General features: G+C 64.3%; 17 protein-coding genes and 2 pseudogenes. 15 read left to right on the top strand and 4 right to left on the bottom strand.

Features of this window, described 5'->3' with window-relative positions; translation table 11 throughout:
- The 3 genes from BLQ10_RS21830 to BLQ10_RS23180 form a co-directional block, all read left to right on the top strand.
- Positions 1 to 459 (top strand): lyase family protein (locus BLQ10_RS21830; RefSeq protein ID WP_254785715.1); only part of this gene is annotated, 459 nt, incomplete at its 5' end.
- A gap of 151 nt (positions 460 to 610) precedes the next feature.
- Positions 611 to 1912 carry a dicarboxylate/amino acid:cation symporter gene (locus tag BLQ10_RS21825; protein WP_091565083.1) on the top strand — a complete coding sequence of 434 codons (1302 nt, stop codon included), beginning with the start codon at positions 611 to 613 and terminating at the stop codon, positions 1910 to 1912.
- A gap of 71 nt (positions 1913 to 1983) precedes the next feature.
- On the top strand, positions 1984 to 2268 hold the full coding sequence (locus BLQ10_RS23180) for a winged helix-turn-helix domain-containing protein (RefSeq protein WP_091565082.1): 285 nt from the start codon (positions 1984 to 1986) through the stop codon (positions 2266 to 2268).
- 534 nt (positions 2269 to 2802) lie between these two features.
- Here the strand turns inward: BLQ10_RS23180 and BLQ10_RS21815 are convergent.
- Positions 2803 to 3060, bottom strand: coding sequence for a hypothetical protein (locus BLQ10_RS21815; protein WP_091565081.1), 258 nt, complete (start codon positions 3058 to 3060; stop codon positions 2803 to 2805).
- 1185 nt (positions 3061 to 4245) lie between these two features.
- Here BLQ10_RS21815 and BLQ10_RS21810 point away from each other — a divergent pair.
- Entirely contained in the window at positions 4246 to 5436 is a 1191-nt protein-coding gene (locus BLQ10_RS21810; protein WP_091565080.1) for an integrase core domain-containing protein, read from the top strand.
- A 970-nt stretch (positions 5437 to 6406) separates the two neighbouring features.
- Positions 6407 to 6862 (top strand): NAD-dependent epimerase/dehydratase family protein, encoded by a 456-nt coding sequence (locus tag BLQ10_RS23175; RefSeq protein WP_368086537.1) that lies wholly within the window; start codon positions 6407 to 6409, stop codon positions 6860 to 6862.
- A gap of 1 nt (position 6863) precedes the next feature.
- On the opposite strand, the pseudogene BLQ10_RS22915 reads toward BLQ10_RS23175, so the two are convergent.
- Positions 6864 to 7139: pseudogene (locus BLQ10_RS22915) on the bottom strand (MFS transporter); the annotation flags it as partial.
- A gap of 204 nt (positions 7140 to 7343) precedes the next feature.
- Between BLQ10_RS22915 and BLQ10_RS21795 the strand changes: the two are divergent.
- The 7 genes and pseudogenes from BLQ10_RS21795 to BLQ10_RS21765 all read left to right on the top strand — a co-directional run bounded on the left by BLQ10_RS21795 (position 7344) and on the right by BLQ10_RS21765 (position 16343).
- A complete protein-coding gene (locus tag BLQ10_RS21795; protein ID WP_091565078.1) occupies positions 7344 to 8579 on the top strand; it encodes a CaiB/BaiF CoA transferase family protein in 1236 nt (411 codons plus the stop codon).
- Positions 8580 to 8581: 2 nt separating this feature from the next.
- A complete protein-coding gene (locus BLQ10_RS21790; RefSeq protein WP_091565077.1) occupies positions 8582 to 9457 on the top strand; it encodes a hydroxymethylglutaryl-CoA lyase in 876 nt (291 codons plus the stop codon).
- Between the two features lie 84 nt (positions 9458 to 9541).
- Positions 9542 to 10978: a 2-hydroxycarboxylate transporter family protein gene (locus BLQ10_RS21785; protein WP_254785714.1), complete on the top strand. Its 1437-nt coding sequence runs from the start codon at positions 9542 to 9544 to the stop codon at positions 10976 to 10978.
- An 83-nt stretch (positions 10979 to 11061) separates the two neighbouring features.
- Positions 11062 to 11405, top strand: a pseudogene (locus BLQ10_RS21780) (gamma carbonic anhydrase family protein); the annotation flags it as partial.
- Positions 11406 to 11443: 38 nt separating this feature from the next.
- Positions 11444 to 13135 carry a thiamine pyrophosphate-binding protein gene (locus tag BLQ10_RS21775; RefSeq protein WP_091565075.1) on the top strand — a complete coding sequence of 564 codons (1692 nt, stop codon included), beginning with the start codon at positions 11444 to 11446 and terminating at the stop codon, positions 13133 to 13135.
- A 21-nt stretch (positions 13136 to 13156) separates the two neighbouring features.
- Positions 13157 to 13810, top strand: coding sequence for an IclR family transcriptional regulator (locus BLQ10_RS21770; protein ID WP_091565074.1), 654 nt, complete (start codon positions 13157 to 13159; stop codon positions 13808 to 13810).
- 1192 nt (positions 13811 to 15002) lie between these two features.
- Positions 15003 to 16343 carry an alpha-amylase family glycosyl hydrolase gene (locus BLQ10_RS21765; protein ID WP_091565084.1) on the top strand — a complete coding sequence of 447 codons (1341 nt, stop codon included), beginning with the start codon at positions 15003 to 15005 and terminating at the stop codon, positions 16341 to 16343.
- 274 nt (positions 16344 to 16617) lie between these two features.
- Here the strand turns inward: BLQ10_RS21765 and BLQ10_RS21760 are convergent, their stop codons facing one another.
- Both BLQ10_RS21760 and BLQ10_RS21755 read right to left on the bottom strand, forming a co-directional pair.
- Positions 16618 to 17505: a response regulator gene (locus BLQ10_RS21760; protein ID WP_091565073.1), complete on the bottom strand. Its 888-nt coding sequence runs from the start codon at positions 17503 to 17505 to the stop codon at positions 16618 to 16620.
- Positions 17506 to 18079: 574 nt separating this feature from the next.
- On the bottom strand, positions 18080 to 18466 hold the full coding sequence (locus BLQ10_RS21755) for a PLD nuclease N-terminal domain-containing protein (RefSeq protein WP_091565072.1): 387 nt from the start codon (positions 18464 to 18466) through the stop codon (positions 18080 to 18082).
- Positions 18467 to 19412: 946 nt separating this feature from the next.
- Between BLQ10_RS21755 and BLQ10_RS21745 the strand changes: the two genes are divergently transcribed.
- The 3 genes from BLQ10_RS21745 to BLQ10_RS21735 all read left to right on the top strand — a co-directional run.
- Positions 19413 to 21866: a helix-turn-helix transcriptional regulator gene (locus BLQ10_RS21745; protein ID WP_175558726.1), complete on the top strand. Its 2454-nt coding sequence runs from the start codon at positions 19413 to 19415 to the stop codon at positions 21864 to 21866.
- A gap of 89 nt (positions 21867 to 21955) precedes the next feature.
- Complete coding sequence (locus BLQ10_RS21740; RefSeq protein ID WP_090955576.1) at positions 21956 to 22162, top strand: hypothetical protein; 207 nt, start codon at positions 21956 to 21958, stop codon at positions 22160 to 22162.
- A 251-nt stretch (positions 22163 to 22413) separates the two neighbouring features.
- Positions 22414 to 23522, top strand: a 1109-nt coding sequence (locus tag BLQ10_RS21735) for a Clp protease N-terminal domain-containing protein (RefSeq protein WP_139164315.1), incomplete at its 3' end; no start/stop codon positions are given.

Below are 23522 nucleotides of genomic sequence, written 5' to 3'. Positions count from 1 at the left end.
GCGGTGCAGTCCGGCTCCTCGATCATGCCCGGCAAGATCAACCCGGTCATCCCGGAAGTGGTCAGCCAGGTGGCCTACGAGGTGATCGGCAACGACGTCACCATCACCATGGCCGCCGAGGCCGGCCAGCTCCAGCTCAACGCCTTCGAACCCATCATCGTCCACAGCCTCCACAAGAGCATCTCCCACCTCGAAGCCGCCTGCCGCACCCTCACGGCCCGCTGCGTCCGGGGCATCACCGCAAACACCGAACATCTCCGCCTCACCGTAGAACAGTCAATCGGCCTCGTCACCGCCCTCAACCCGCAACTGGGCTACGCCACGGCCACGGCCATCGCCCAGGAAGCCCTCGCCACCGGCAAGGGCGTCGCGGAACTCGTGCTCGAACACGGGCTGCTCACTGCCGAGCAGCTCACCGAGCTCCTCAGCCCGCAGCGCCTGGCCAACCTCACCAAATAACCTCCGCGGACCGACAACCCCGCCCGACCAGGGAGCAAGGGGCACACCGTCGTGCCCAAAAATCCCGACCGACTACAGAGAAAACGGAACTCGATGACGAGGACCGTTCCAGCACCGGGCCACCAACCCGGCCTCTACCCAAGGACTGACTATGAAAAACAAATCAACGATGTGGATTCTGGCAGCGCTCGTGTTCGGAATCCTCAGCGGTCTGCTGTTCCACTGGCTGCTGCCGGTGGACACCCGCGAATCCGTCGTGGCGGTCCTCGACACCGTGACGCACATGTTCCTGAACCTCATCAAGATGATCATTGCCCCGCTGATCTTCGCCACCCTCGTCTCCGGCATCGCAGGAGCGGCCAAATCCGCCGGGGTGGGCAAGCTCTTTGGCCGCTCGATGATCTGGTTCCTGTCCGCCTCCGTCCTGGTGGGTGCCTTCGGCTTCATCACGGCTCACGTACTCAACGTCGGTGACGGGCTCCACCTGATGCCGGGAGGCGACGCGGGGATGGAAACGAAGCCCCTCGATTACCAGGAGTTCATCACCCACATCATCCCCACGAGCGTCTTCGCCGCCCTGACGGCCAACAACCCCCTGCAGATCCTCGTATTCGGCGCCCTCTTCGGCATCGCCCTGCTGAACCTCCGGAAGAAGGGCCGCTCCTCCATAGCCGATGCCATCGACGAACTGATGGGCGTCATGCTGAAGATCACCGGATATGTGATGCTGGCGGCACCCGTCGGCGTTTTCGCCGGCATCGCAGCGGCCTTCACCTCCCAAGGCCTCGACGCGTTTGCCACCTACGCGTCGTTCATCGGCGGTTTCTACCTCTCCCTCTCGGCCCTCTGGGTCATCATGGTCGGCGTCGCCGTCGCTTTCCTCGGACGGGCGGCCTTCCGGCTGGTCCGGATAGTGCGCGAACCCATGGTCATCGCATTCGCCACCTCCAGCAGTGAAGCCGCCCTGCCCAAGCTCATTGAAGGCCTGACCAAGTTCGGCATCGAGAAGCGCACCACCGGTTTCGTGCTGCCCCTGGGTTACTCGTTCAACGTGGACGGCTCCATGATGTACATGACCTTCGCGTCGGTCTTCCTGATCAACGCCTATGGCATCGACATGGACCTTGGCCAGCAGATCGCGATGACAGCAATGCTCCTGCTCAGCAGCAAGGGCATGGCCGGCGTGCCGCGCGGGTCACTCGTCGTCGTAGCTGCCGTCGTCCCTGCCTTCGGCATCCCCGCCGCCGGAATCGGTGTCCTGCTGGTCATCGACCAACTCCTGGACATGGGACGCACGGCCACCAACATCCTGGGAAATGCCATCGCCACCGCGGTCATCGGCCGGAACCACGACAAGTCTTCTTCCGTCCTGGAGGCGTCGCGTGCCGGCACCTCCGACGCCGGCCAAGACACTGAGGACAGCCGGGAGCCTGAGCGCGTTTCGATGCAGTGACCGGATGCCGCCCGGCCAACCAATCTTCAACCTGCGAACCTACCCTCACACCGGATGAAAGGCCATGGCCAATGACCGCTGTCCAGAGCCCGATGGACGTGCACCGCATTGAGCGGACGAATAGAGCCAGAAGCGCACCCATCAGATCAAAAATTATCGACTACCTGGTAAGCCATGGGGCAAGCAAAGTAGCCGACATTAGCGACGGCATCGCATCCTCGCGGGGCTCAGTCAGATACCACCTGGCAGCGCTGGAGAGCGCTTCGATCGTCCGTTCCAACATTTCCCCCGGAGCCAGAGGCCGGTTCACGCCCTTTTACGGCATCGCTCCTGAAAGAGCGGAGTCGGACTTCTAACCGGGCGGCGCTGACTGCAACTCTTGCGGACGACGGCGGGACCTCCCGCCGTCGTCCGCCGTGTCTTTACGGCCGGAATCTCATGTCCTCTCCCCCAACCAACCTCGCAGTTTGAGGACCGAAAGATCGTGCAGCATGTCGGGCTTAGGTCACGGTGCCGCAATCGCGGCGCCAGCCGAACTAATCTTGATCCCCGCCCACCACTTCAACACAGAAAGGGATGGCGTTATCCGGCTCGAAGCGGCCCCGAACGGCCCGGGTAAGTCTCCGAACATCATGGGCACAGCGGCTGTCTTCAGCGCACGTCCTCCCCCTCCAGAGCGAGGTGCTCCGCTGCGATGGCGTCAACGGTGCGGAGTTCTCCGAGCACGTTGACCTGCTCGAACCAGATGTCCAACCGGAACGCTCGACGCCTTGCAGGAAGGCGCCTGCGGCGTCAGCATTGTGGCCACCTGGAAGATGGCCGATGCTACCGACGCACAGGCCTCCGGGGACATGCAAGGCTGAGCTCCGGTCCGGCGGTGTTCTCGAGGATCAGGGGTTTCCGCCCTCCTCCGCAGGGCCGTCCCTCCGGGTCCGCGCGCCGAAAGGTGCCGGCCCGGAGCGCCCGTCCGGTGGCCGCGTCCGACGGGCGGCAAGCATGGCCCATGCTCCGATCAGCACGCCGATGAAGACGGCGAAGATACCGACGGTGAACCAGCCGCCCTGCCCGAAAATCATCAACCCAACGCCAGCCAGGCACAGACCCTTCGCGGCGATGTCTAGATACAAAGGACCCCGCAGGTACTCCATGCATCTACCGTAAACCCGGAGACTCTCCGCAAGAACCGCTGGGCTAGTGAGGTGACTTGTCCCTCTGATGTCGGCGTTCCCAGCACCGTGGGCATTCATCGACTACGGCGACCGCGCCTTTCGCTTCCGACCAATCAGGCCTGCCCACCCATCGCCGTTGATGCTGCTGTCTGATGACCTGTCAGGAATCGAGTAGGACCAAGGTAGGTGAGCATGGTCGGCTAGTCATGTCGTTAGCCACGCATTCAGCCTTGGTCGGGCATGACTGATCAACCACAACAAGAACGGCGACGGACGATGTCCGCGGTCCCGCACACCGCCCTGCCGTGGACGCCCCCGGCACAGTCCACGCATTCCACGGCGGGAGTCTGGCCCGATACTCGAAAGGCGGCCGGCCATGAACCGCAAAAAAGACACACGAGCGAACCGAAAAGTCATATCGCGCCGAACTCCTGGCTGCATGAACTCGTGTTAGCAGAAATAGGCTCGGAGGGTGCCACCCACCAGCCACGGCATCACCTGGACACGGGTGTGGACACTGTACACACCACCTTTGGCCGGACAAATAGCCGCCAGCTTCTCCCCAGGCTCCAAGCAGCAGCGAATCGAGGCCAAGAATCTGGAACGAATTTCGCGAAGGGTCATGTCGTCACCACAACCGCAGCGCATGAATGGGTGCAAGACCAACCACGCCCAACCCAACCAACCAGAATGGAGACCGAAATGACTCCAGATCCCGGCAGGCGGAGGACCCATCAGCCAGGGCCCTGAACCCGCCACCCTTACAATCGAATAGGCCACCGCGGCGGCCAGGCCAAGCCGAGGAACAAGCGTCAGAGGGACCCGAGCAGGGTCAATGTATACACGTTAAAGCAAAACCCCCCTCTGACGAGGGGAATGCTGTGCCCGAGGTGGGACTCGAACTGCATTCCAGCCCCTGCAATCACAAGGCTCCCCCGGAAACATGCGGAATCCGGCCCGATCCGGCATCGGTACGACCCGATCCGCAGTGTTATGTCGCAGGACATAGGTGACAGTTCTTTGTCAGGTCAATGGTGACAGTTCCGAGGTTCTTGATGGTGACACTTCTGCCGATCTGATTGGTAGATGAGTGGAGTTGAGCCTGTTGATCCTCGTGTCCGTTTAGCGATCTCGCAGTGGCCGGATGATCCGCCGCGTGGTGCTGTGACATCGTTCTGTGCCGAGCTTGGCATCTCCCGTAAGACGTTTTACGTGTTGCTGGGCCGAGCCCGGGCCGAGGGCCCGGCTGCAGCGTTGGAACCGCGGTCCCGCCGGCCGCGCACGAGCCCGTCCAGGATCAGTGATGAGGCCAAGGAGCAGGCACTGCGGGTGCGGGCGGCGTTGGAGCGCTCGGGCCTGGACCACGGACCGATCAGCGTGTTCGAGAAAATGAAATCCATGGGCCTGGAACCGGTGCCCTCGGTTGCGTCGCTGGCCAGAATCTTCCGTCAAAGCGGTGTCGCGAGGCTGGAGCCGCGGAAGAAGCCCCGGGCCGCGTACCGCCGGTTCGTTTACCCGGCCCCGAACTGTCTGTGGCAGCTGGACGCGACCGAGTACGTCCTCACCGGCGGCCGTAAATGCGTGATCTTCCAGCTCATCGATGACCACTCCCGCTTCGCGGTCGCCTCCCACGTCGCCACCGGCGAAACATCCGAGGCCGCGATCGCGGTGGTGAAGAAGGGCATCACCGCGCACGGGGTGCCCCAGAAACTGCTCACGGACAACGGGGCCGCGTTGAACCCTTCACGGCGAGGCCGCCAAGGCCAGCTCCTCACGTACGTCACCTCCCTGGGGATCGAAGCGATCACCCGGAAACCGTACAAACCAACCACACAGGGCAAGAATGAACGCTTCCACCGGACCCTATTCCGTTTCCTGGACAAACAACCCGTCGCCGCGACCCTTGAACAGCTCCAGGAGCAGGTCGACGCGTTCGATCAGCTCTACAACACCGAACGCCCCCACCAAGGCCTGCCCGGACGGATCACCCCGCAACAAGCATGGGACGCCACACCGGCTGCCGAGCCACCCCACCCGAAACCCGTCCCGACCCCCATCCACGACGGCACCCACGGCAGCGGCCAGGTCACCCGCATCGCCTACCCCAACGGCAGAGTCACGATCAACAGCGTGGTCTACATGATCGGCAAACCCTACGCCCGGCAGTGCATCCACGCGATCTGGGACCCCGAGACAATCCAGTTCTTCGATGACCAGGGCACCCACATCACGTCCTACCCCCGTCCACAGGCCGGGACCAAAACAGTCGGAAACGGCAAGCCCCCCGGATTCACCGCGAAACAACCCCCAACCGTCACCAATGTCCTGATACACGAAATGTCACCAATGTCCTGATACAGAACCGTCACCCATGTCCCGAGACATCACACGACCCGATCCGCAGCCCAAAATGTGCACAATGTACACACCCCCGAATTCGCATGTTCAGAGCATTGCGGCTCCACTCCCCAAGCAGGGGTGCGGCTGTTCTGTATTCTGCGCCAGGAGCCTTCGGGTAGGACATCCGGTCAGCCACAGCAGCAGGGGCCCTCTGCCGCGGCGGACAGAAGGTCCATTATCGGCGATGCAGAAGGAGCCCGGAAAGGCCCAAGCTAGCCCCTACATAGAGAGCCGGAACACTTACGGCTGCAACGATCGACCGATCGCTCCCGCACCTGTGTTGCTCTCGCAAACGAACGATTCCGAGAACGATCTCAATTGAGAGCTGAGGGCGTGCCTGCCCTTCGGGAGCCGCATCTGGATAGCAGTTCTTGTGACTTTCAGCGGTAAATGGCGGCGTTTTCACAGCGCTATTTGGCGCATGGTGCAGCCCGCAAGGGGGTCCTTTTCCGGCCTCCGCAACACGATCGGGCGAGGGTCTAGACACGATGCAACGTCCGGCTGCCGCATCGTCCCGTTAGTGGGATCGTCCTGAGTGTCCGGAGGGTCAGGCGTCTTCCTCACAATGTTAGGGGCTGGTGTGAACGTTGTTCATTGCCGGAGGACCTTGATGTCAGCATTGCGGCCCAACTGCATAACGGTAACACCAGGAGTCCCCACGATTACCTCCATCGAACCAGGCCGAAAATTCCCCAAGACGATTACCGACAACATCAATGCTGCCAGCCGAATACAAGCGCCGAGGGCCGGACCCGATCGAACCCAGACAAGTCCCTTGACACCCACGACTTGGCCACATCGGCGGTCTGCCTCATCGAAGGCCCGCTGGTAGTGTGCCGCGGTCAAAGGACCACGGCCCCGCTCAGTGCGGCTGCACGTATCCTCAAGGGCCTGCTCGGCCCATTCTCAAACAGGGAGGAGCGCAATGTCCGCGTCACTGACCGCGCTCGTCTTCGGAGCGAGCGGTTTCATTGGCCGCTGGCTCGTGCGCGAACTCCTGCTGCAAGGCGTCGCGGTCGTTGCCGCTGTGCGAAGCGCAAGATCGCACGCTCAACTCGCGTCGTGGCTCTCCGACCACGGCGCGGGGCGGGTAAATGCCGACGCGATCCTCTGGGTCGCCGATGCCCGATGGCGCGCCGCAGGTCAGCCAGGATGCAGCGATGTGGCCGCTCGAGGCCGTCACCGCGACACTGGCCTCGCCGTGGGGCGAGGTGGCGCGCGATCTGGCGACCGTGACGGCGCCGGTGCTGTACGCCGGACGGGCGCACAAGACGCCGCCAGGAGGCCTAACACCAGGATCAAGATGCCGGCGGGTGCGAAGGAACCCGTCGTCTGGTGCAACCGGCCCACCAGCAGTGTCCCCGTAGGGCCCGGCCCGTAGCCCACCGGCGGGCAAGGATCGGGGCAAGCGGAGCGAACACGCCCGGCAGCGTCACGGGAACAGTGGTCAGCGCCGCCACCACCCATCCGGCAGGCCGCCCGCGAAGTAACCTCCGGAAGCACCGAGGAGAAGTTGGAAAAAGCGGTCCAAATTCAGGCCGATCAGGGACCAGACACAAGCCCAAGTACATCAACTGCCGACGACTGCCTACCTGCGTGAGTTCCGGCGCCGGAAGCTCAGCGACCTCGGCGTCCACCAGTGCGCTGGGCCCTGTCATCACGTCAGAATCCCCGCGCCGTCGATTCTTCACTGCGGCATTCCTTACTTCCGTCGTCAACGCCATCCTCACGGTTGCTACTCCCAGCCAGCCAGGCCCGACTGTTGCGCGCATCACACCGCCTTGATATCGTCTATCCGCCCAATGACAAGTATCTCCCACTCAGTGGGAACTCTTGCACTCAAAGACGCAGGCAGGAATGACATGACGCAGGAACTTAACCTTGAGGGAAACACCCTCCCGCTCCAGGGCATCCGCGTGCTGGAGCTCGGCAGCTTCATCGCGGCGCCATTCGCGGCACGCCTTTTTGGCGACTTCGGCGCTGAGGTCATCAAGATCGAGAAGCCGCAGGGCGGCGACGAGCTGCGTGACTGGCGCAAGACCCGCGGCACCACCTCCATGCTGTTTCGGACCATCGGCCGCAACAAGAAGTCTGTGGCCTTGGACCTGCGTTCCGAGACCGGGCGCGAAGCGGTCAAGAAGATCGCAGCACAGTGCGACGTGGTGATCGAGAACTTCCGCCCCGGCACCCTCGAGAAGTGGGGCCTCGGGCCCGAAGTCCTTCAGGAGCTCAACCCCGAGCTCATCATGGTCCGGATCTCCGGCTACGGTCAGACCGGCCCCTACAAGAACCGGGCGGGTTTCGGCAGCTCCGCGGAGTCCTTCGCTGGCCTGCGCTACATCACCGGCGAACCCGACCGCCCGGCCGGCCGCGCCGCCGCCAGCATGGGTGACACCGTGGCCGGCCTCTACGGGGTCATTGGTGCCCTGATGCTCATGCTGCAAAAAGCCCGCGGCGTGCAGACGGAAGGCTCCCAGGTGGTGGACGTCGCTCTCTACGAAGGCGTCTTCAGCCTGCTCGAATCGCTCGTCCCGGACTACGACGCGTACGGCATGATCCGGCAGCGCACCGGCGGCGCCCTGCCCGGCGTTGTACCTACCGGCTCCTACCTCTGCCAGGACGACCTAGAGGTCGTCATCGGCGGGAACTCGAACTCAGTCTTCGTCCGCCTCATGCGCGCCATCGGCCGCGACGACCTCGCCGCGGACGAAACTCTCCTCGCAACCGAGGCCCGCGGCGCACGCGAGGAAGAGCTCAACGGCGCCATCTCCGCCTGGACAGGAAGCATGCCCCTCACCGAGGTGCTCGACAAGCTGGACGACGCCGGCGTGCCCGCCGGTCCCGTGTACGACGCGCCCAGCATCGCCGTCGACAAGCACTACCTGGCACGGGACATGATCCAGACCCACGAGGTCATCATCGAAAACGAGCCAGAGCTGATCCGCTTCCCCGGCGTCGTCCCGAAGATTCCCGGCCACGAAGGCCGCGTCAAGTGGGTGGGCCCGGAGCTGGGCCAGCACACCCAGGAGGTTCTCCAGGAGCTCGCCGGCATGAGCGCTGACGAAATCGCCGGACTCGGATTGCTGGAGGTGCTCTGACCGTGAAGGTGGAAATCACGGACGTTTTCCTGCGCGACGGGCTGCAGGACGAACCAGTCATCGTCTCAACAGCCCACAAGCTGGAGATTGCCGAGGCCCTGGTCGCGGCGGGGATCAAGCGCATCGAAGCGGCGTCCTTCGTGAACCCGAAGCGCGTGCCGCAGATGGCCGACGCCGCCGAGGTTATCACCGCACTGCCGGCAGTCAAGGGCGTCACCTACACGAGTCTGGCCCTCAACGGCCGGGGCATTGAACGGGCCGTCGACGCCGGCGCCACCGACATCCAGGTGGTCACCTCAGCCAGCCAGGCGCACAGCAACGCCAACGCCGGCCAGGCGATCGAGGATGCCCTCGCCGGCCTCGGTGCCGCAGTGGCCGCGTTCCCGGAGACCCGCTTTTTCGCCGGCATCTCCACCGCCTTCACCTGCCCGTTCGAAGGCACTATCGACCCCGCCTACCTGCTGCGCGTGGTCCGCGCCTTCAAGGACATGGGCATTAGCGACGTCGGCCTGGCGGACACTTTGGGCACCACCCACACGGAACAGGTCATGGCGAGCATGCAGCACGTCCGCGACGCCGAACCCGACCTTACCTACTACCTCCACCTCCATAATGCCCACGGCCAGGCGCTGGCCACTTCCAGCGCGGCAGTGGACACCGGCATCATCTGCTTCGACGCAGCCCTCGGCGGGTACGGCGGCTGCCCCTTCGCCCCCGGCGCCCACGGCAACATCGCCACCGAAGAACTCGTCCGGCACCTGCACGACGCCGGACACGAGACCGGCATTGACGAGGAACGCCTCGCCGACGCCGTCCGCCTCGCCCGCGACGTCGTCGCACACTCCCCGGCCACCGGGCTACTGGACCCCGCCCGCTAAGCAGCCACGCAACATCCCGGCCACCCCCCCACCTAAGCAACACCTACCAGGTAACAATTCCTACTCACCGTTTTGGAGACGATGATGTCTACAAGCCCACGCACCACCGAACCGACCAACGAGTCAACGGATAACGCCATGAGCGAGACCACCACCCCCCGTGCCGCCGGTGGCACAGAGCACCCGGTAGCCAAAACTGTGGGTTCCCGTCCCGGCACCCACTACCCCGGCAAACAGGGGCTGCGCATCGCAAGCCTGCCCGCTCCCCTCTACCTCGTCCTCGCGGTCCTGGTCCTCACCGCCGCAATCACCGGCAACCTCCCGGACACGATGGTCGTCGGCTTCGCCACCACCATCCTGCTCGGCGGGCTCTTCATCTGGATCGGCAACCTCTTCCCGGTGGTCAGGGACTTCGGCCTCCCGACCATCCTGTGCACCTTTGTGCCCGCCACCCTGGTGTTCCTGGGCTGGATGCCCGAAAACATCGTCTCGGTGGTGAAGAATTTCGTGGACGGCCAGGGCTTCCTGGACTTCTTCGTGGTGAGCATCATTGCCGGCTCCATCCTCGGCATGCCGCGAGCACTCCTGCTGAAGGCAGGCCCACGGTTCGCCGTCCCTGTCATCGGCTGCCTCATCGCCACCTTCGTCCTGATCGGTCTCCTCGGCACGGTGACGGGCTTCGGGTTCGTGCAAGGCATCCTCTTCATCGCCGCACCCATCATGGCCGGCGGCCTGGGCGTGGGAGCCCTGCCTATGTCAAAGATGTACGCTTCGGCCACCGGCGGTGACTCCGCAGCCTTCATGGGCGACCTCATGTCCGCCGTCGTGATGGCCAACGTGGTCTGCATCCTCATCGCCGGCATCTACAACGGCCTGGGCAAACGCAAGAAGCAACTCTTCATCGGCTTCAACGGCCACGGCCAGCTGCTGCGGATCAGCGGCCGCTCGGACGAGCTCACCCTGCCGCCCAAGCGCGACACCTCATCCTTCATCGCACTGGGCAAGGGCCTGCTCATCGCCGGCAGCCTTTTCGTCTTCGGCAACCTCGTAGCAGCCTTCATCCCCGGACTGCACCCCTACGCCTGGACCATCATCGCCGCCGCGGCCGTGAAAATCTTCAAGCTGCTCCCCCAGGACGTCGAGGACTCCACGGCCGACTGGGGCGACATGATCGGCGCGGTCCTCGTCCCCGCCCTGCTGGTGGGCGTCAGCATCACCTACATCGACATGACCCAGGTCTTCACCTCCCTGAGCAACCCGCTGTTCATCCTGCTCACCATCTGCACCGTCGTCATTGCCACCCTGTCCTCGGGCGTCCTGGGCTGGCTGGTGAAGTTCAACTTCGTGGAAGCATCCATCACACCGGGCCTGGTCATGGCAGACACCGGCGGCAGCGGCGACGTCTCCGTCCTGAGCGCCGCCAACCGCATGCACCTCATGCCGTTCGCAGCCCTCACCAACCGCCTCGGCGGAGCGCTGGTCCTCTTCGTGACGTCACTGATCGTCCCGTTCCTTAACTAACAGCACGCAAGAGCAGATCACAACAGAGAAGAACGACGGCGGTGCCGTGCACCAGTGTGGGGCACAGGCTGCGGGGCACCGCCGTCGTCCACGCCGACCCCGGCTACCCCGCCAAGATCGGCAACGGCGTCAGTGCCGGACACGGCGCTGTGCTGCACGGCTGCACCGCTGGAGACGGGTCACTCATCGGAATGAAGCCACAGTCCTGAACGGCGCGGTCATCGGCGCAGGCTCCCTGATCGCAGCGAACGCCTTGGTTCTTGAAGGCACCGAAGAGCCGCCCGGTTCGTTCGTGGCAGGGGTGCCCGTCAAGGTGCGCCGCCCGCTCACACCGGAGGAAATCCAGCACTGCAGCCAGAACGCCACCACCTATACCGGACTCACGCAAAAGCACCGCGACGCAGCGCCCCTGGCCCTTTCGGCCTAACGCAGTCCTGCCCGCAATCTAGGAACATGAGAAAAGCCATGACGAGTACCAGCACCCAAGTTCCACCCGGGGGCAAGGCCTCCCCGCTCCCCGACGAGGGCCATGTGGCCGCGATCGTCGCCGATGTGGTGGCGGAGCGGGCGGGCCATCTTTTCGGCCTGATGGGCAATGGCAACGTCCACCTCATCAGCCGGCTGACCCGCCGGGGTTTCCCCTTCACCTCGGCCCGCCACGAATCCGCCACCGTCGCGATGGCGGACGCGTACTACCGGGCAACGGGGAACGTGGCAGCTGCGACCACGACGTATGGTGCCGGCTTCACCAACGCATACACCACACTCGCCGAGGCGCGAATGGCCCGCATCCCGCTGGTTCTCGTGGTGGGCGATGGCCCCTCAACCGGTCCCCGGCCCTTCGATATCGACCAGGCCAAGGCGGCCGAAGCAGCCGGAGTCCTCACCCTGTTGGCGGGGCCCGGCAACGCTGCCGCCATCACCCACCGCGCCTTCGACCTCGCTCTGCAAACCGTCCAGCCAGTGGTGTTGGCCATTCCCTACGACCTGGCCATCAGCCCGCCGTCTGCACCGGAACGTCTCGACCCGCTGCCTGCGAAGCCCGCCTGGCCCGCGGAACCAGGCGAACTGGACCGTGTAGCAGACCTTCTCGCCGGAGCACAGCGGCCCCTGATCCTTGCCGGACGCGGCGTGCTCCTGGCCGACGCGGCCGCTCCACTGCGCGAAGTAGGAGACCGGCTTGGCGCACTCTTCATGACCTCGGTCATGGCAGTCAACGTCTTCAACAGCCCCTGGGACCTGGGCATCGCCGGCGGCTTCACGCGTCGCCACCGCCTCGACGTCGCACGCCAGGCCGACCTCGTCCTGGTGGTGGGGGCCAGCCAGAACATCTTCCAAACCCGCTATGGATCCCTGTTCCCGGAAGGCACCACCATCGTCCGGGTCGACAACGAACCAGACAGCGGAAACCCGGCAGCAGCGGATTACATCCGCGCGGACATCCGCCCGTTTATCGAAGGCCTCCTCGAACGCCTCCCCAAGGGCGCATCGACGTGGCGCGCCAAGGTCCCCGAAGTAGCAGGGCCGGGCTTCCGCTCGTCCCACCCCAGTGAAGATTCTGTCGAGTTTGGTCCCGACGGCCGCCTGAACCCTCGGGCCGTCGTCGCCGCTTTGGAACAAATCCTGCCGGCTGAACGCTCCGTGGTTATGGACGGCGGGCACTTCATGGGCTGGGCACCCATGTATCTGTCCGTCCCGGATCCGCGTGGCATGATCCTCGTGGGCACCGCATTCCAGTCGATCGGACTCGGATTCGGGTCCGCTGCGGGAGTCTCCGTGGCCCGCCCCGAGCGCACCACCGTGCTGGTCAGTGGTGACGGCGGGGGACTGATGGGGCTTGCAGACTTCGAGACCTTCCTTCGCGCCACCCGCAAGGGCGTGGTGGTGGTGCTCAATGACTCCGCGTACGGGGCAGAACTGCACCAGTATGCCGTCAAGGGGCTCCATGACCAGGCGATGCTCATCGACGAAGTGGACTTCGCCGCCGTCGGCCGCGCCCTGGGCGCCGATGGGATCAAGGCCCACACCCTGGCCGACCTGGAGCACCTGCAGGACTGGCTCGCCACGCACGACGAAGGCGTCTTCGTCCTGGACGTAGCGATCTCCCAGAAAGTGGCGGCCGAATGGATGATGGAGTCCGTGGCCGCCAAAGGATAGAGGACGTCATAGGCTGGCCATATGCCCACACCTGACAAAAACGGAAGCAACCGCACTTTGGAACGTGCCGCCGCCATCCTCGATTCCGTAGGCCGATCTGCCGTTTCAGCCAGTGAGCTGTCCCGGCGGACCGGCTTATCACTGTCCACTGCCCACCGCCTAGCGCTGCAACTGGCCGAATATGGCTTCCTTCGCCGTGCCGACTCCGGCGCATTCCGCCTCGGAGACCGGTTCGTCCGGTCAGCGTTGGAAAACGCCGGCTTGCCCGTCCTTCATGACCTGCGGGACCGTACCGGTGAGTCCGCGCAACTGTGGGTCCGGCGGGGCGACGAACGCCTCTGCCTGCTCAGCGTCGACAGCCGCCACGAACTCCGCGCCACCCTGCCCCCCGGGTCACGGCTGCCCCTGCCGTTTGGATCCAGCGGCCGTTTGCTTGCAGCCGACGACGATGTTTTGGCCGAACTGGCGGTGACGGGCTGGATTGAATCCGTCGGGGCACGCACGCCAGGACTGGGCTCGATCAGTGCCCCCGTACGGACCAATGAGGGGATCATCGCCGCGGTCTGCCTCGCAATGCCGCTGGCCCGGGTCTCCGATTCCCCCGGAAAGGACTATGGCGACGCGGTGGTTGAGGCCGCACAACGGATTGAGGAAGCCTTGGTGGAAGGCAAATAGAGCTTGCCTGCCGCCCGCTGCTACCACTACCCGCCCCTTGCGGAGTTCGACGGCCTTGCTGTCATCCTCAATGGAGGTCCACATCGGTACCACAGGAAGAATAATCAAAGACAGAGAGAGTCCTCAGCGTCTCGTAAATTAACAGTTTTTCGAGACGCGGTCCTGAACCTCGGCGGGACCACCGGGTAAGTGATGAAGTCGGGCTCGCCGACGTCTCGAAAATGCGTCTCACCATAATCCGTCTCGGCATGAGTTCATCGAGGCTTTTGAGTCAGAATGGCCCAATGAGTGTCATTCAGAAGTCCACTGAACGGAATGTTAGGACTCCTCTGCACTCATGGCCGGCCTGTGGCGATAACGCCCTCCTGAAGTGGCTGGGTCACTCCGGACCTGGCCGGGAGAGGTCCACTATCCGGGGTAGTTCTTGCCCCGCGCCGGGGGCCGTTCGCTATTGCGCCGGTTAAGGCGCATGCTGATCCGGAGGACAGCCGTGAAATTGAAGCTTAAGACGTTTCCGTGGGTGGCTGCCCTCGCAGCACCCAGGCCCTCTAAACACCGGTCCGGGCTCCGTTGGAGCCGTCAAGCAGCCGGCGGTCTCCACGGCGGCAATACGCTGCGGCCTCTGGAAGGAAAATGCGCTCCAGACGGGCACATCCCCAACGGCTGAAACTCCGGTGTTCATCAACGCCCCGCCGAAAACCGAAGCAAGCCTGCGCCGGCCTGCCTCGCCTGGCCCGCGGGAGACCTTCCCACCCCCGCACTGGCGCGTCTCCGCTGGCAAACGCAGAAGCCTCTCTGGTGCAGGCACTTAGCGTCCTACTCGACGGACCTGCAACCCCCACGCCGCCCGTCCCAGCCCCAACGCTGCCACGGCAAGTGAGATGCGTGACGAAGCGCTCCCCCGATAGACGGCTGTGTCCGTTGCATACTGTTGATAAATAGGGAAAGCTGTTGATAAATAGGGAAAGCCCCTTCGGAGGGGCTTTCAGCGGGTTGGGCAGTAGATCTCTGATATTGGTCAGCGGTGATGCGCTCCTCCTCCCGGGCACCCTTCGCGCCCCTGCCGGTTTTCGTAGTTAGAGATTCTAATAAACACCCCGGCTGATCGTCCAGCGACATGACCAAGAATTTCCGGCGACCGCGCAGCATCGTTGTGGGTACGCTGGGTTCGCTGACGGAAAGGCGGATCCCCATGACCGAGCCCTCATGGGTCCAGCACGCTCTCTGGTGGCAGGTGTATCCTCTCGGCTTCGTCGGGGCGGAGCCTGGGTGGGAGGCGCTGAAGCAGCCAGTGGCGCATCGATTGGGCCAGCTGATTCCCTGGCTCGATTACGTCGTGGAACTTGGAGCCTCGGGTCTTGCCCTGGGTCCCGTGTTTTCCTCGGAGACTCACGGTTATGACACCACCGACTACTACCGTATCGACCCGCGGCTGGGCGATGACGCGGACTTCGACGAGCTCATCACGCAGGCTCAGGCCCGCGGGCTGCGCGTTTTGCTCGACGGTGTCTTCAACCACGTAGGGCGGGGCTTTCCAGCGTTCCAACAGGTCCTCGCCGAAGGGCCACAGTCCCCTGCCGCGTCGTGGTTCGGCCTGACGTGGCCCGAATCCGGGTGGGTACCGGGGAGCGAGCCCGGATACGAGGATTTCGAAGGCCACCGTCACCTCGTCGCCCTGAACCACGCCGAACCTGAGGTTGGCGCCTACGTCGCGGACGTGATGCAGCACTGGCTGGGCCGCGGGGCGGACGGGTGGCGGCTGGACGCGGCATACGCGGTGCCGGCGTCGTTCTGGAAACCTGTCCTGGCCGAGGTGCGCCGCGCGTATCCGGAGGCCTACTTCCTCGGCGAGTACATACACGGCGACTACGCCGAAGAAGTGCGCACGAGCACCCTGGATTCCGTCACGCAGTATGAACTCTGGAAAGCCGTCTGGAGTTCACTCAACGATGCCAACTTCTACGAGCTCAGCTCCGCGCTCGAGCGACACAACGGATTCCTTGACACCTTTGTACCGCTGACCTTCGTGGGCAATCACGACGTCACCCGCCTCGCAAGCCGGCTCATAAATCCAGACCACCTGCCGCTCGCCCTCACCGTCCTCCTCACCATTGGCGGAACGCCATGTATCTATTACGGCGACGAACAAGCCTTCCGCGGCATCAAGGAAGACCGCGCCGGCGGAGATGACGCGATCAGACCGGCCTTCCCCGCAACCCCCACGGGTTTGTCACAGGCCGGCTGGCCCGTCTACCACCTGCACCAGGAACTGATCAGCCTCCGCCGCCGGCACCCCTGGCTGCACCGCGCCCGCACCACGGTCCGGACGCTCAGCAACGAACACCTCGTCTATGGAGCCAGCGGAAACGGCGGCACGCTCACCGTAGCGCTAAACCTCTCGGCCGCACCCGCAGAGCTCCCCGTTCCCTTCTCCGCGGCCGCAGTACTGGCGGGGCACGGCAAAAAACACCCCGACCGGAACACCGTGAACCTCTCCGGCTACGGTTGGGCGGTCCTCGGAAACACCCGCTAACCCTAGGTACCGTACCGACACATCGTGGATCACCCCTTGCCGGTAGCAGCGCTGATCTAACCAGCGGGACCGGAAACCGAATAACCTTCGTTGAACATCAGGTAGAGCCCGGCCAGGATTCCGGCAGTGCGTTCAGATATCAGCTCGGGCGGCGGCACCCGGTACGGGATCCCGGCATCGCGTATCTTCGCCCGCAAAAGCCGCGCCACGGCGAAGGCCGCCTGCTCTCCTGCTTGCCGGGAGCCGGGAACGCCGTTCGCGGGGCCCTGGGCTCCTAAGCCCGGCTTGGGACCGGGCGGGATCCCATCCGACGGGTCCGGATTGCGGTAAGTGCGTCGGCGAGCCTCCCGGCGGCCTCTGCCCGCACCACCTCCGTGGGCGCCACGGTGCGGGCCTCGGTGGTGCAGTTCAGCAGTGCTGCCGTGACCTCGGGGATCAGATCCGGGAACCGGCTGGACCGGTAGCCACCGTCGTCGGGGTCTTCGGGGTGATTCCGCGCTCTGGTGATGAGCACGGCGACCTCTGTCCTGCCCGCCATGCCGAGTTTCATCAGCACGGACGAGACCAGGTTCTTAATGGTCTTTTCCGCCAGGAACATCTCCTGGCTGATCTGGCGGTTGCTCAGGCCTTTCCCGAGGCCGATGGCGGCGCGCATTTCCTGTCTCGTGAGAGCCTGGAGTCTCTCATCCCGGCGTTGCGGCCCGGGGAGGGGGACCGGGTCCACGAGTGCCTGCTGGAAAAGGCGGCTGTAGGCGGTGTGCCCGGCCAGGGCCCGGCGGATGAGCCTGAGCTGTTCGCTGCTGTCATCCTGTTTGGACAGACATCCCCACGCGCCGGCCAGAATGGAGTCGATCAGCACCGCTTCGTCAGTGTCGCCGGTCATCAGCACGCACCGGATGCCCGGAGCCGCCACGGCGATGGCCCGGCACACGTCGGCACCGGAACCGTCCGGAAGATCATCGTCAAGGATGACCAGATCCGGGCGAAGGGCAGGAATCCGCCGGGCCGCTTCGCGGGCGGACCCTGATTCCCCGGCGATGCCGAGGCCATTGGACTCCACCAGTTGGCGCAGGCCCCGCCTCACGACCTCGTGGTCATCCAGCAGATACACGCCCCGGCCAGTCAAAGGGCGGTGCTGGTGGTTTTCCGGGTCAGCCATCATTTTGCCGTTCCGTTCCTTCGCCTTTGACCGGAAGGCGCTGTTAGTGGATCCCTGCCGACCTCACCGTTGCGAAGACGAACCCCACCGGATCCCTATCCGGTGCTCCCCTGCTGGCAGCCTGCGCGGATTCACTCACACACGCCCGGACTCAGCAGCCTAAACCTAATAACGTCCGGGCGACAGCCCTATGCCCCGGTATTGCTCGAGGTTGAAGGTACCGGTTCCTGCGGCTCCAAGTTCCGGCAACAAGCCACGGACCAGCACTTCGGTGTAACAGAAGCACCGTCTCCGGACCATCGCCTCGGGCGTGCACGGAAAATCGGACTCAATCAGTGCCCGGGGACAGCAATAGGACGCGGACTCTATCGACGTTCGGGATCCGTCGGTCCTACAGGAACAATTGCCCCCGGCATTGGGCTGAACCCACATCCTGGCCTCAGACGTTCGCCGGCTTCGCACAGACCGGGTCGCCAGTTGACCCGATACGACATTCGGATCCATCGGCCCAGAACGCGGATAAAACTGTTGGATCAGGGCCGACAAATCGAATCATGACCGGAACCCCAGTGCGCTCTCAGACCGGTTCTCCGCTCTTGATCCTTTCGGACTCATCAGCGCTGATGGTTCCAGAGTCCGGAAGAGTCTTGGCTTTGGAGATCTCCTCGCTTGGACTCGCTGTGGCGACCCTACGGATGTACGCATCGGAGGCCTCCTGGTTTTCTCGCGCCCGTGCCAGGGACCGCTCAGCCATGCCCTTGCCGCGGGCAATCACGTACACCAGCAGGCCCAAGAAGGGCACGAAGGCCAGGAAGAGGATCCAGATGGCCTTCCCCCAGCCGCTGAGCTTGTCGTCGCGGAACAGGTCCCCCAGGACAGCGAACAATGCCCATATGAAGGCGACGAGTGCATACACACATAAGGCCCACCAGAAAATATCCCAAAAATTTTCCCAGAAACTCATTTTAATTTCCCTGCTTTCAATTCGGAGCGGCGTGGTACGTGAACGATGCCTGGGCGGGCATGAGACTAACTGCAGATCTCCCAGAGAAGTCTGGAATTTAGCACTTGGCCGCAGTCTGGAGGTCGCTCATCGCGGCCTGGACCATAGCTGCTTTATCTCGCAGGGAGCCGGCCGCCTGGGTGGCGGCGTCGGGAGCGGGGTTGGCAGCGGAAGCCGGCGATCGAACCTGCAAGGGTGGTGTATGGTCTCGACATTGGGGGTTCCTTTCCGAGACGCACATCCCTTGGCAGGCCGGCGGCTTGGCAGATACAACCATTGTCGGGGCCGCACCGGGGCGTGGACCTCACCCAGGGAAGGTGAACCCGGACAGGCACCCGGGATCCGGCGGCCGCCATGAAATACCCGCCCCCCCCCCCCCCCCCCCCCCCCCCCCCCCCCCCCCCCCCCCCCCCCCCCCCCCCCCCCCCCCCCCCCCCCGTGGGACCATCGGGCAACACGCCATCTTGTCGGCAAACTTCATTCGGCCCGGGGCCAGTGCAGTGCCGCGAACTTGATCGATTGTTCGGCGTCAGACCCCAGCTCGACCCGCCCGTGAGGACGGGAACGGCAACGGCTGCGTCGGGATTTGGAGGGCGCCATCGACGATCTCAACCACATGCGCCGGGCGCGACATGACGGGCCTGATATTTGATCCATGTACTCATCTGGTGTCGGCGCCTGATAGTGCGGATGAACTGCCATTGTTCCAACGACGGCGTGCGCACGAGAAGACCACCCGATCCGGGTGAGATTGTGGATCTCAGCTAGCGGCTTCGTCGGCTGGCCAGTACGCTGGAAATGCGTCGGCTGTCAACTCTGCGGCTGTCCGCACCGATTCTCGGGGTGGCGTATGCACGTCCCAGGCAAGAAGAACGCGACAGTAAAACACGATGAACTTCCTAATGTCGTGCTGAACTTCGTCGATCGCCCACGACTGGACCTGGCTCCTGCACTGCTCTCCGGCGAGCGACGCGTGGCAGCGGTCTGGGCCGCGGCGGGCTGCGGAAAAACGTCGCTGCTGCGGTGGTGGGCGCAGACCCTCCTTGACGCCGGCGGCGAGGTGTATTGGCTTGCCGGTGAACGCACGACGGATGCGCCCCGCCTGATTGCCTGGCTAAGCGCCCGGGCAGAGGACGCATTCGTCTTCCTCGATGACATTCACGTCTCCCCCGCGCACGGGGCTATCCATGCGGCCATCGAAGCGGCGGCCGAGAACGTTCGCGTCATCGTCAGTGGCCGCTTCCAGCCCATCGGTAGTCTGACCTTTCTGGAAGTGACCGGCGCGCACCTCGAACTACGCACGGCTGACCTCGCGTTCACCACTGATGAGATCGCACGCTTCGCACACCTGTGGGCCGTCGATCTAGGTCCCGAGGCAGCGAAGTCGCTTGAGGCGCGCACGGGAGGGTGGGCGACGGGCGTTGCACTCGCCATGTCGTGGCTCCAAGAAGCGGACAATCTGGACGAGGCAATCGGCCGTTTCTCCGGGGACCATCGTGCGGTCGCAGACTATCTCGTAGTCGAGATCCTGGATGGTCTTTCCCCGGCGGATCGCGAGGTGCTGACGTTCGCAGCGGTGCGGGAACTGGTTCCATTGGCACTGGCGGCGACACTCACCGGTCGTAGCGACGCGGGTTCCGTGCTTCACGACCTCAGCCGCAAGAATGCCCTCATTACTGAGGAGACCGCCGGATACCGCTACCACCCGGTGCTGCTGAGCTTCCTCAAAGCGGATGCCCGCCGGCAAGACATTGCAGGGGCCGTTCGAAGAGCGGGGATCGCGGCCCGTTGGTATGCGGCGCGGGACGAGGCGGTCACAGCGCTGGAGTTGGCACTCGATCCCGGGAGTGAAGTAGAACTTGCAGAGATGCTTGATCGATTCGGCCTGCAGATCGTGCTGTCGGGGCGGACGGACCTCGCGTTGCGCGCGCTGTTACGGACGGATTCGGAAACCCTGGCATCGCTGGTGCTCCGCCTGCTGTTGGAAGCACCCTACTTCAACGACGTGGAACGCGCGCGCCATCTGATGGCCCGCGCCTATGGGCTGGTCGCTCTCGGGGCAATCGACATGAAGTGGATTCTGGTCATGGCCTCCCTGAAGGCCCTGTCCGTCGAAGCCGCAGCAGATGTTGCCCGGGTTGCCGGCGCCCTGCATTCCCCTGCCGCCCTCCGAGTGCGAGAGGACAATCTCGCCCTCGACCTGCTGGCGTCGATGGCCGAGGCATGGTGCCTGCACCGTCTCGACCGCACTACGGAGGCGCAGAAGCTGCTCGAGGACGTCGCACTTTCCGGCTTACGCGCCGGTTACAGCTGGGTGTTCATGATCGCGACCGATCTCGCTGCGACCATAGCTGCCAGCATCTGTGATTGGGACAGGGCAAGCACGCTCGACGAGCAGCTGGTCGGGAAGATGCCGGAGGTTACGCTGTCGCCGGCCACGCGCGAGGACGCGTCAGTGCTGCTCGCGTCTGCGGCCCGCGACTACCTCGTCTGTGACCCGGCTGCATCAGAGAAGTTGGCCGCTCTCATCGCGGCTGACCCGGCCGGGACCAAGTTCGCGCTGGATGTGCCCGCCCGAATGATCAACCTCCTTATCCGACTGGATTCCGAAACGAACCCACGTGAGGCGCTGCAGGAGGCGCACCACCTATTCCTGCAACACGGTCGCAGCTTCCCGCGGCTGGCCGCGGGAGCAGCAGTACGCATCGTTAGCCTCGACCTCGAGTTGCACGGACCCGAACGCGCCCATGAATCCCTCAGCCTTCTGGAACGGATCCTCGGCGGTGACTCCATCGAAGCCGCATTCGGACGCTTCGCTCTCGACGTGCCTACGCGAGCCGGTACTCTGGCCGAGGGGCGCATGCTTTACGCCCTTCACGCACCGGCCCGCTCGTGGCATTCGGGGGCGCCGATTACTGCGTGGTTGCTGCTCGCAGCCTCCGCAGCGCGCACCGGCCGCGTCTCCGAAACGCACCTGCGTCTCAACACAGCACTGCGTCTGGCCGAGCGGTACCGGGTGTGGCGTCCCTTCTTGGCCCGACACGGCGAAGGAGTCGCCATGCTGAAAGAACAGTACGGCCGATTCGGTTACCTGGATGCGGTTGCTTCGACCATCATTGACGCCGCGCAGGCAGAGCTCCCGCCTCCCTGTGCGGACATCGGAACCATTCAGGTCCTCACTCGGCGTGAACACGAAATCCTCCTCGAGCTGCCCATTTTCCAAAGTGTCGCCGATATCGCCGCGAGCCACATGGTCAGTGTGAACACCGTCAAGTCGCACGTGCGCAACATCTACATCAAGTTTGGAGTCACAGATCGACGTGGTGCCGTGCTCGTCGCCCAACATCACGGCCTGCTCTGACCGCCCGGACCGGTTCACCCGTGCAGGGGGAAGACAACGCGGCTCTTGCGACGAGGATTAGTTGTAGGCCCAAAGAGAAGGATGAGCAAGTGAAGCGCTATGAGATCCGGCTTCCCTATTCGCGCTCCGACACGCTCGCCGCGGCGTTCCCGGAAATGGAAGCGGTGGCCATGGGCCCGGACACGACGGTTCTCATAGGGGTGCTGCGCGATCAGCCAGAACTCCACTCATTGCTCGCGCGCATCGCCGAAATGGGCCTCGATGTCACCGAGGTCCGACAATTCGAGACGCGCTAGCTCCATGCATCCGTGGATCGACCGAAGCGGTCAGACCTCTAGCCTGGCAAGCGCCGCACGGGCCAAGTCGAAGCGTCGCGGGCGACTGCCGCTCGAGCGCTGAGCAATGCCATCACGGGCCGCAAATCGAGGGCAAATGCAGCTGCCTTCGGGCACCAGGACCGGGCCCCGAGGCCTTGCGAACGCATTCTCGCTCGCAGGTCTGCGGGCGACGAAGCATCGAGGTGGACGGCGGTCAGGAGCGTGGCGGTATGTTTGAGCGATTTACGGACCGTGCCCGTCGCGTAGTTGTGCTTGCCCAAGAAGAGGCACGCAGGCTGAACCACAATTACATTGGTACCGAACACCTCCTCTTGGGTCTGATCCATGAGGGTGAAGGTGTTGCCGCCAAAGCCCTTGAGTCCCTGGGCGTATCGCTCGACGGTGTCCGCGAGCAGGTGCAGGAGATCACCGGCCAGGGCCAACGGTCCCCGTCCCGGGGCATCCCCTTCACACAGCGGGCCAAGAAAGTGCTGGAGCTTGCGTTGCGCGAGGCCCTAGGCCTGGGCCATGCCCGCGTCGGCACCGAACACATCCTGCTGGGAATCATCCGCGATGGTGAAGGTGTTGCCGCCCAGGTGCTCGTCAAACTCGGCGCCGACCTGAACCGGGTCCGCCAGCAGGTCATCCGGTTGCTTCCGGGCGAGGCCAGGGAAACCTCGCGGACCGGCGCCAGCGCAGGTACTGCCGCGGGCCCGCAGAAATGGACCCCCTTGGCCTCTGCGGTCCTGGATCAGTTCGGCCTCAACCTGACCCAGACGGCGGCCGAGAACAAACTGGACCCCGTGATCGGCCGCGAGCAGGAAATGGAACGCGTCATGCAGGTCCTGTCCCGCCGCACCAAGAACAACCCCGTGCTGATCGGCGAACCGGGCGTCGGCAAGACCGCCGTCGTCGAGGGCCTTGCCCAGGCGATCGTCCGCGGCGATGTCCCGGAAACCATCAAGGACAAGCAGCTCTACACACTGGACCTCGGGTCCCTCGTGGCCGGCTCCCGCTACCGCGGCGACTTCGAAGAGCGCCTGAAGAAGGTCCTCAAGGAGATCCGCACCCGCGGCGACATCATCTTGTTCATCGATGAGATCCACACCCTGGTGGGTGCCGGAGCCGCCGAAGGCGCCATCGATGCGGCCTCGATCCTGAAGCCCATGCTGGCACGCGGCGAACTCCAGACCATCGGTGCCACCACGCTGGACGAATACCGCAAGCACATCGAGAAGGACGCCGCGCTGGAGCGCCGCTTCCAGCCGATCCAGGTCAAGGAACCCTCCGTGGCCGACGCGATCGAGATCCTCAAGGGCCTCCGCGACCGGTACGAGGC

This window comes from Arthrobacter sp. ok362, assembly GCF_900102785.1.
GTDB lineage: Bacteria > Actinomycetota > Actinomycetes > Actinomycetales > Micrococcaceae > Arthrobacter.
This window is presented reverse-complemented; position numbering and strand designations above follow the sequence as displayed.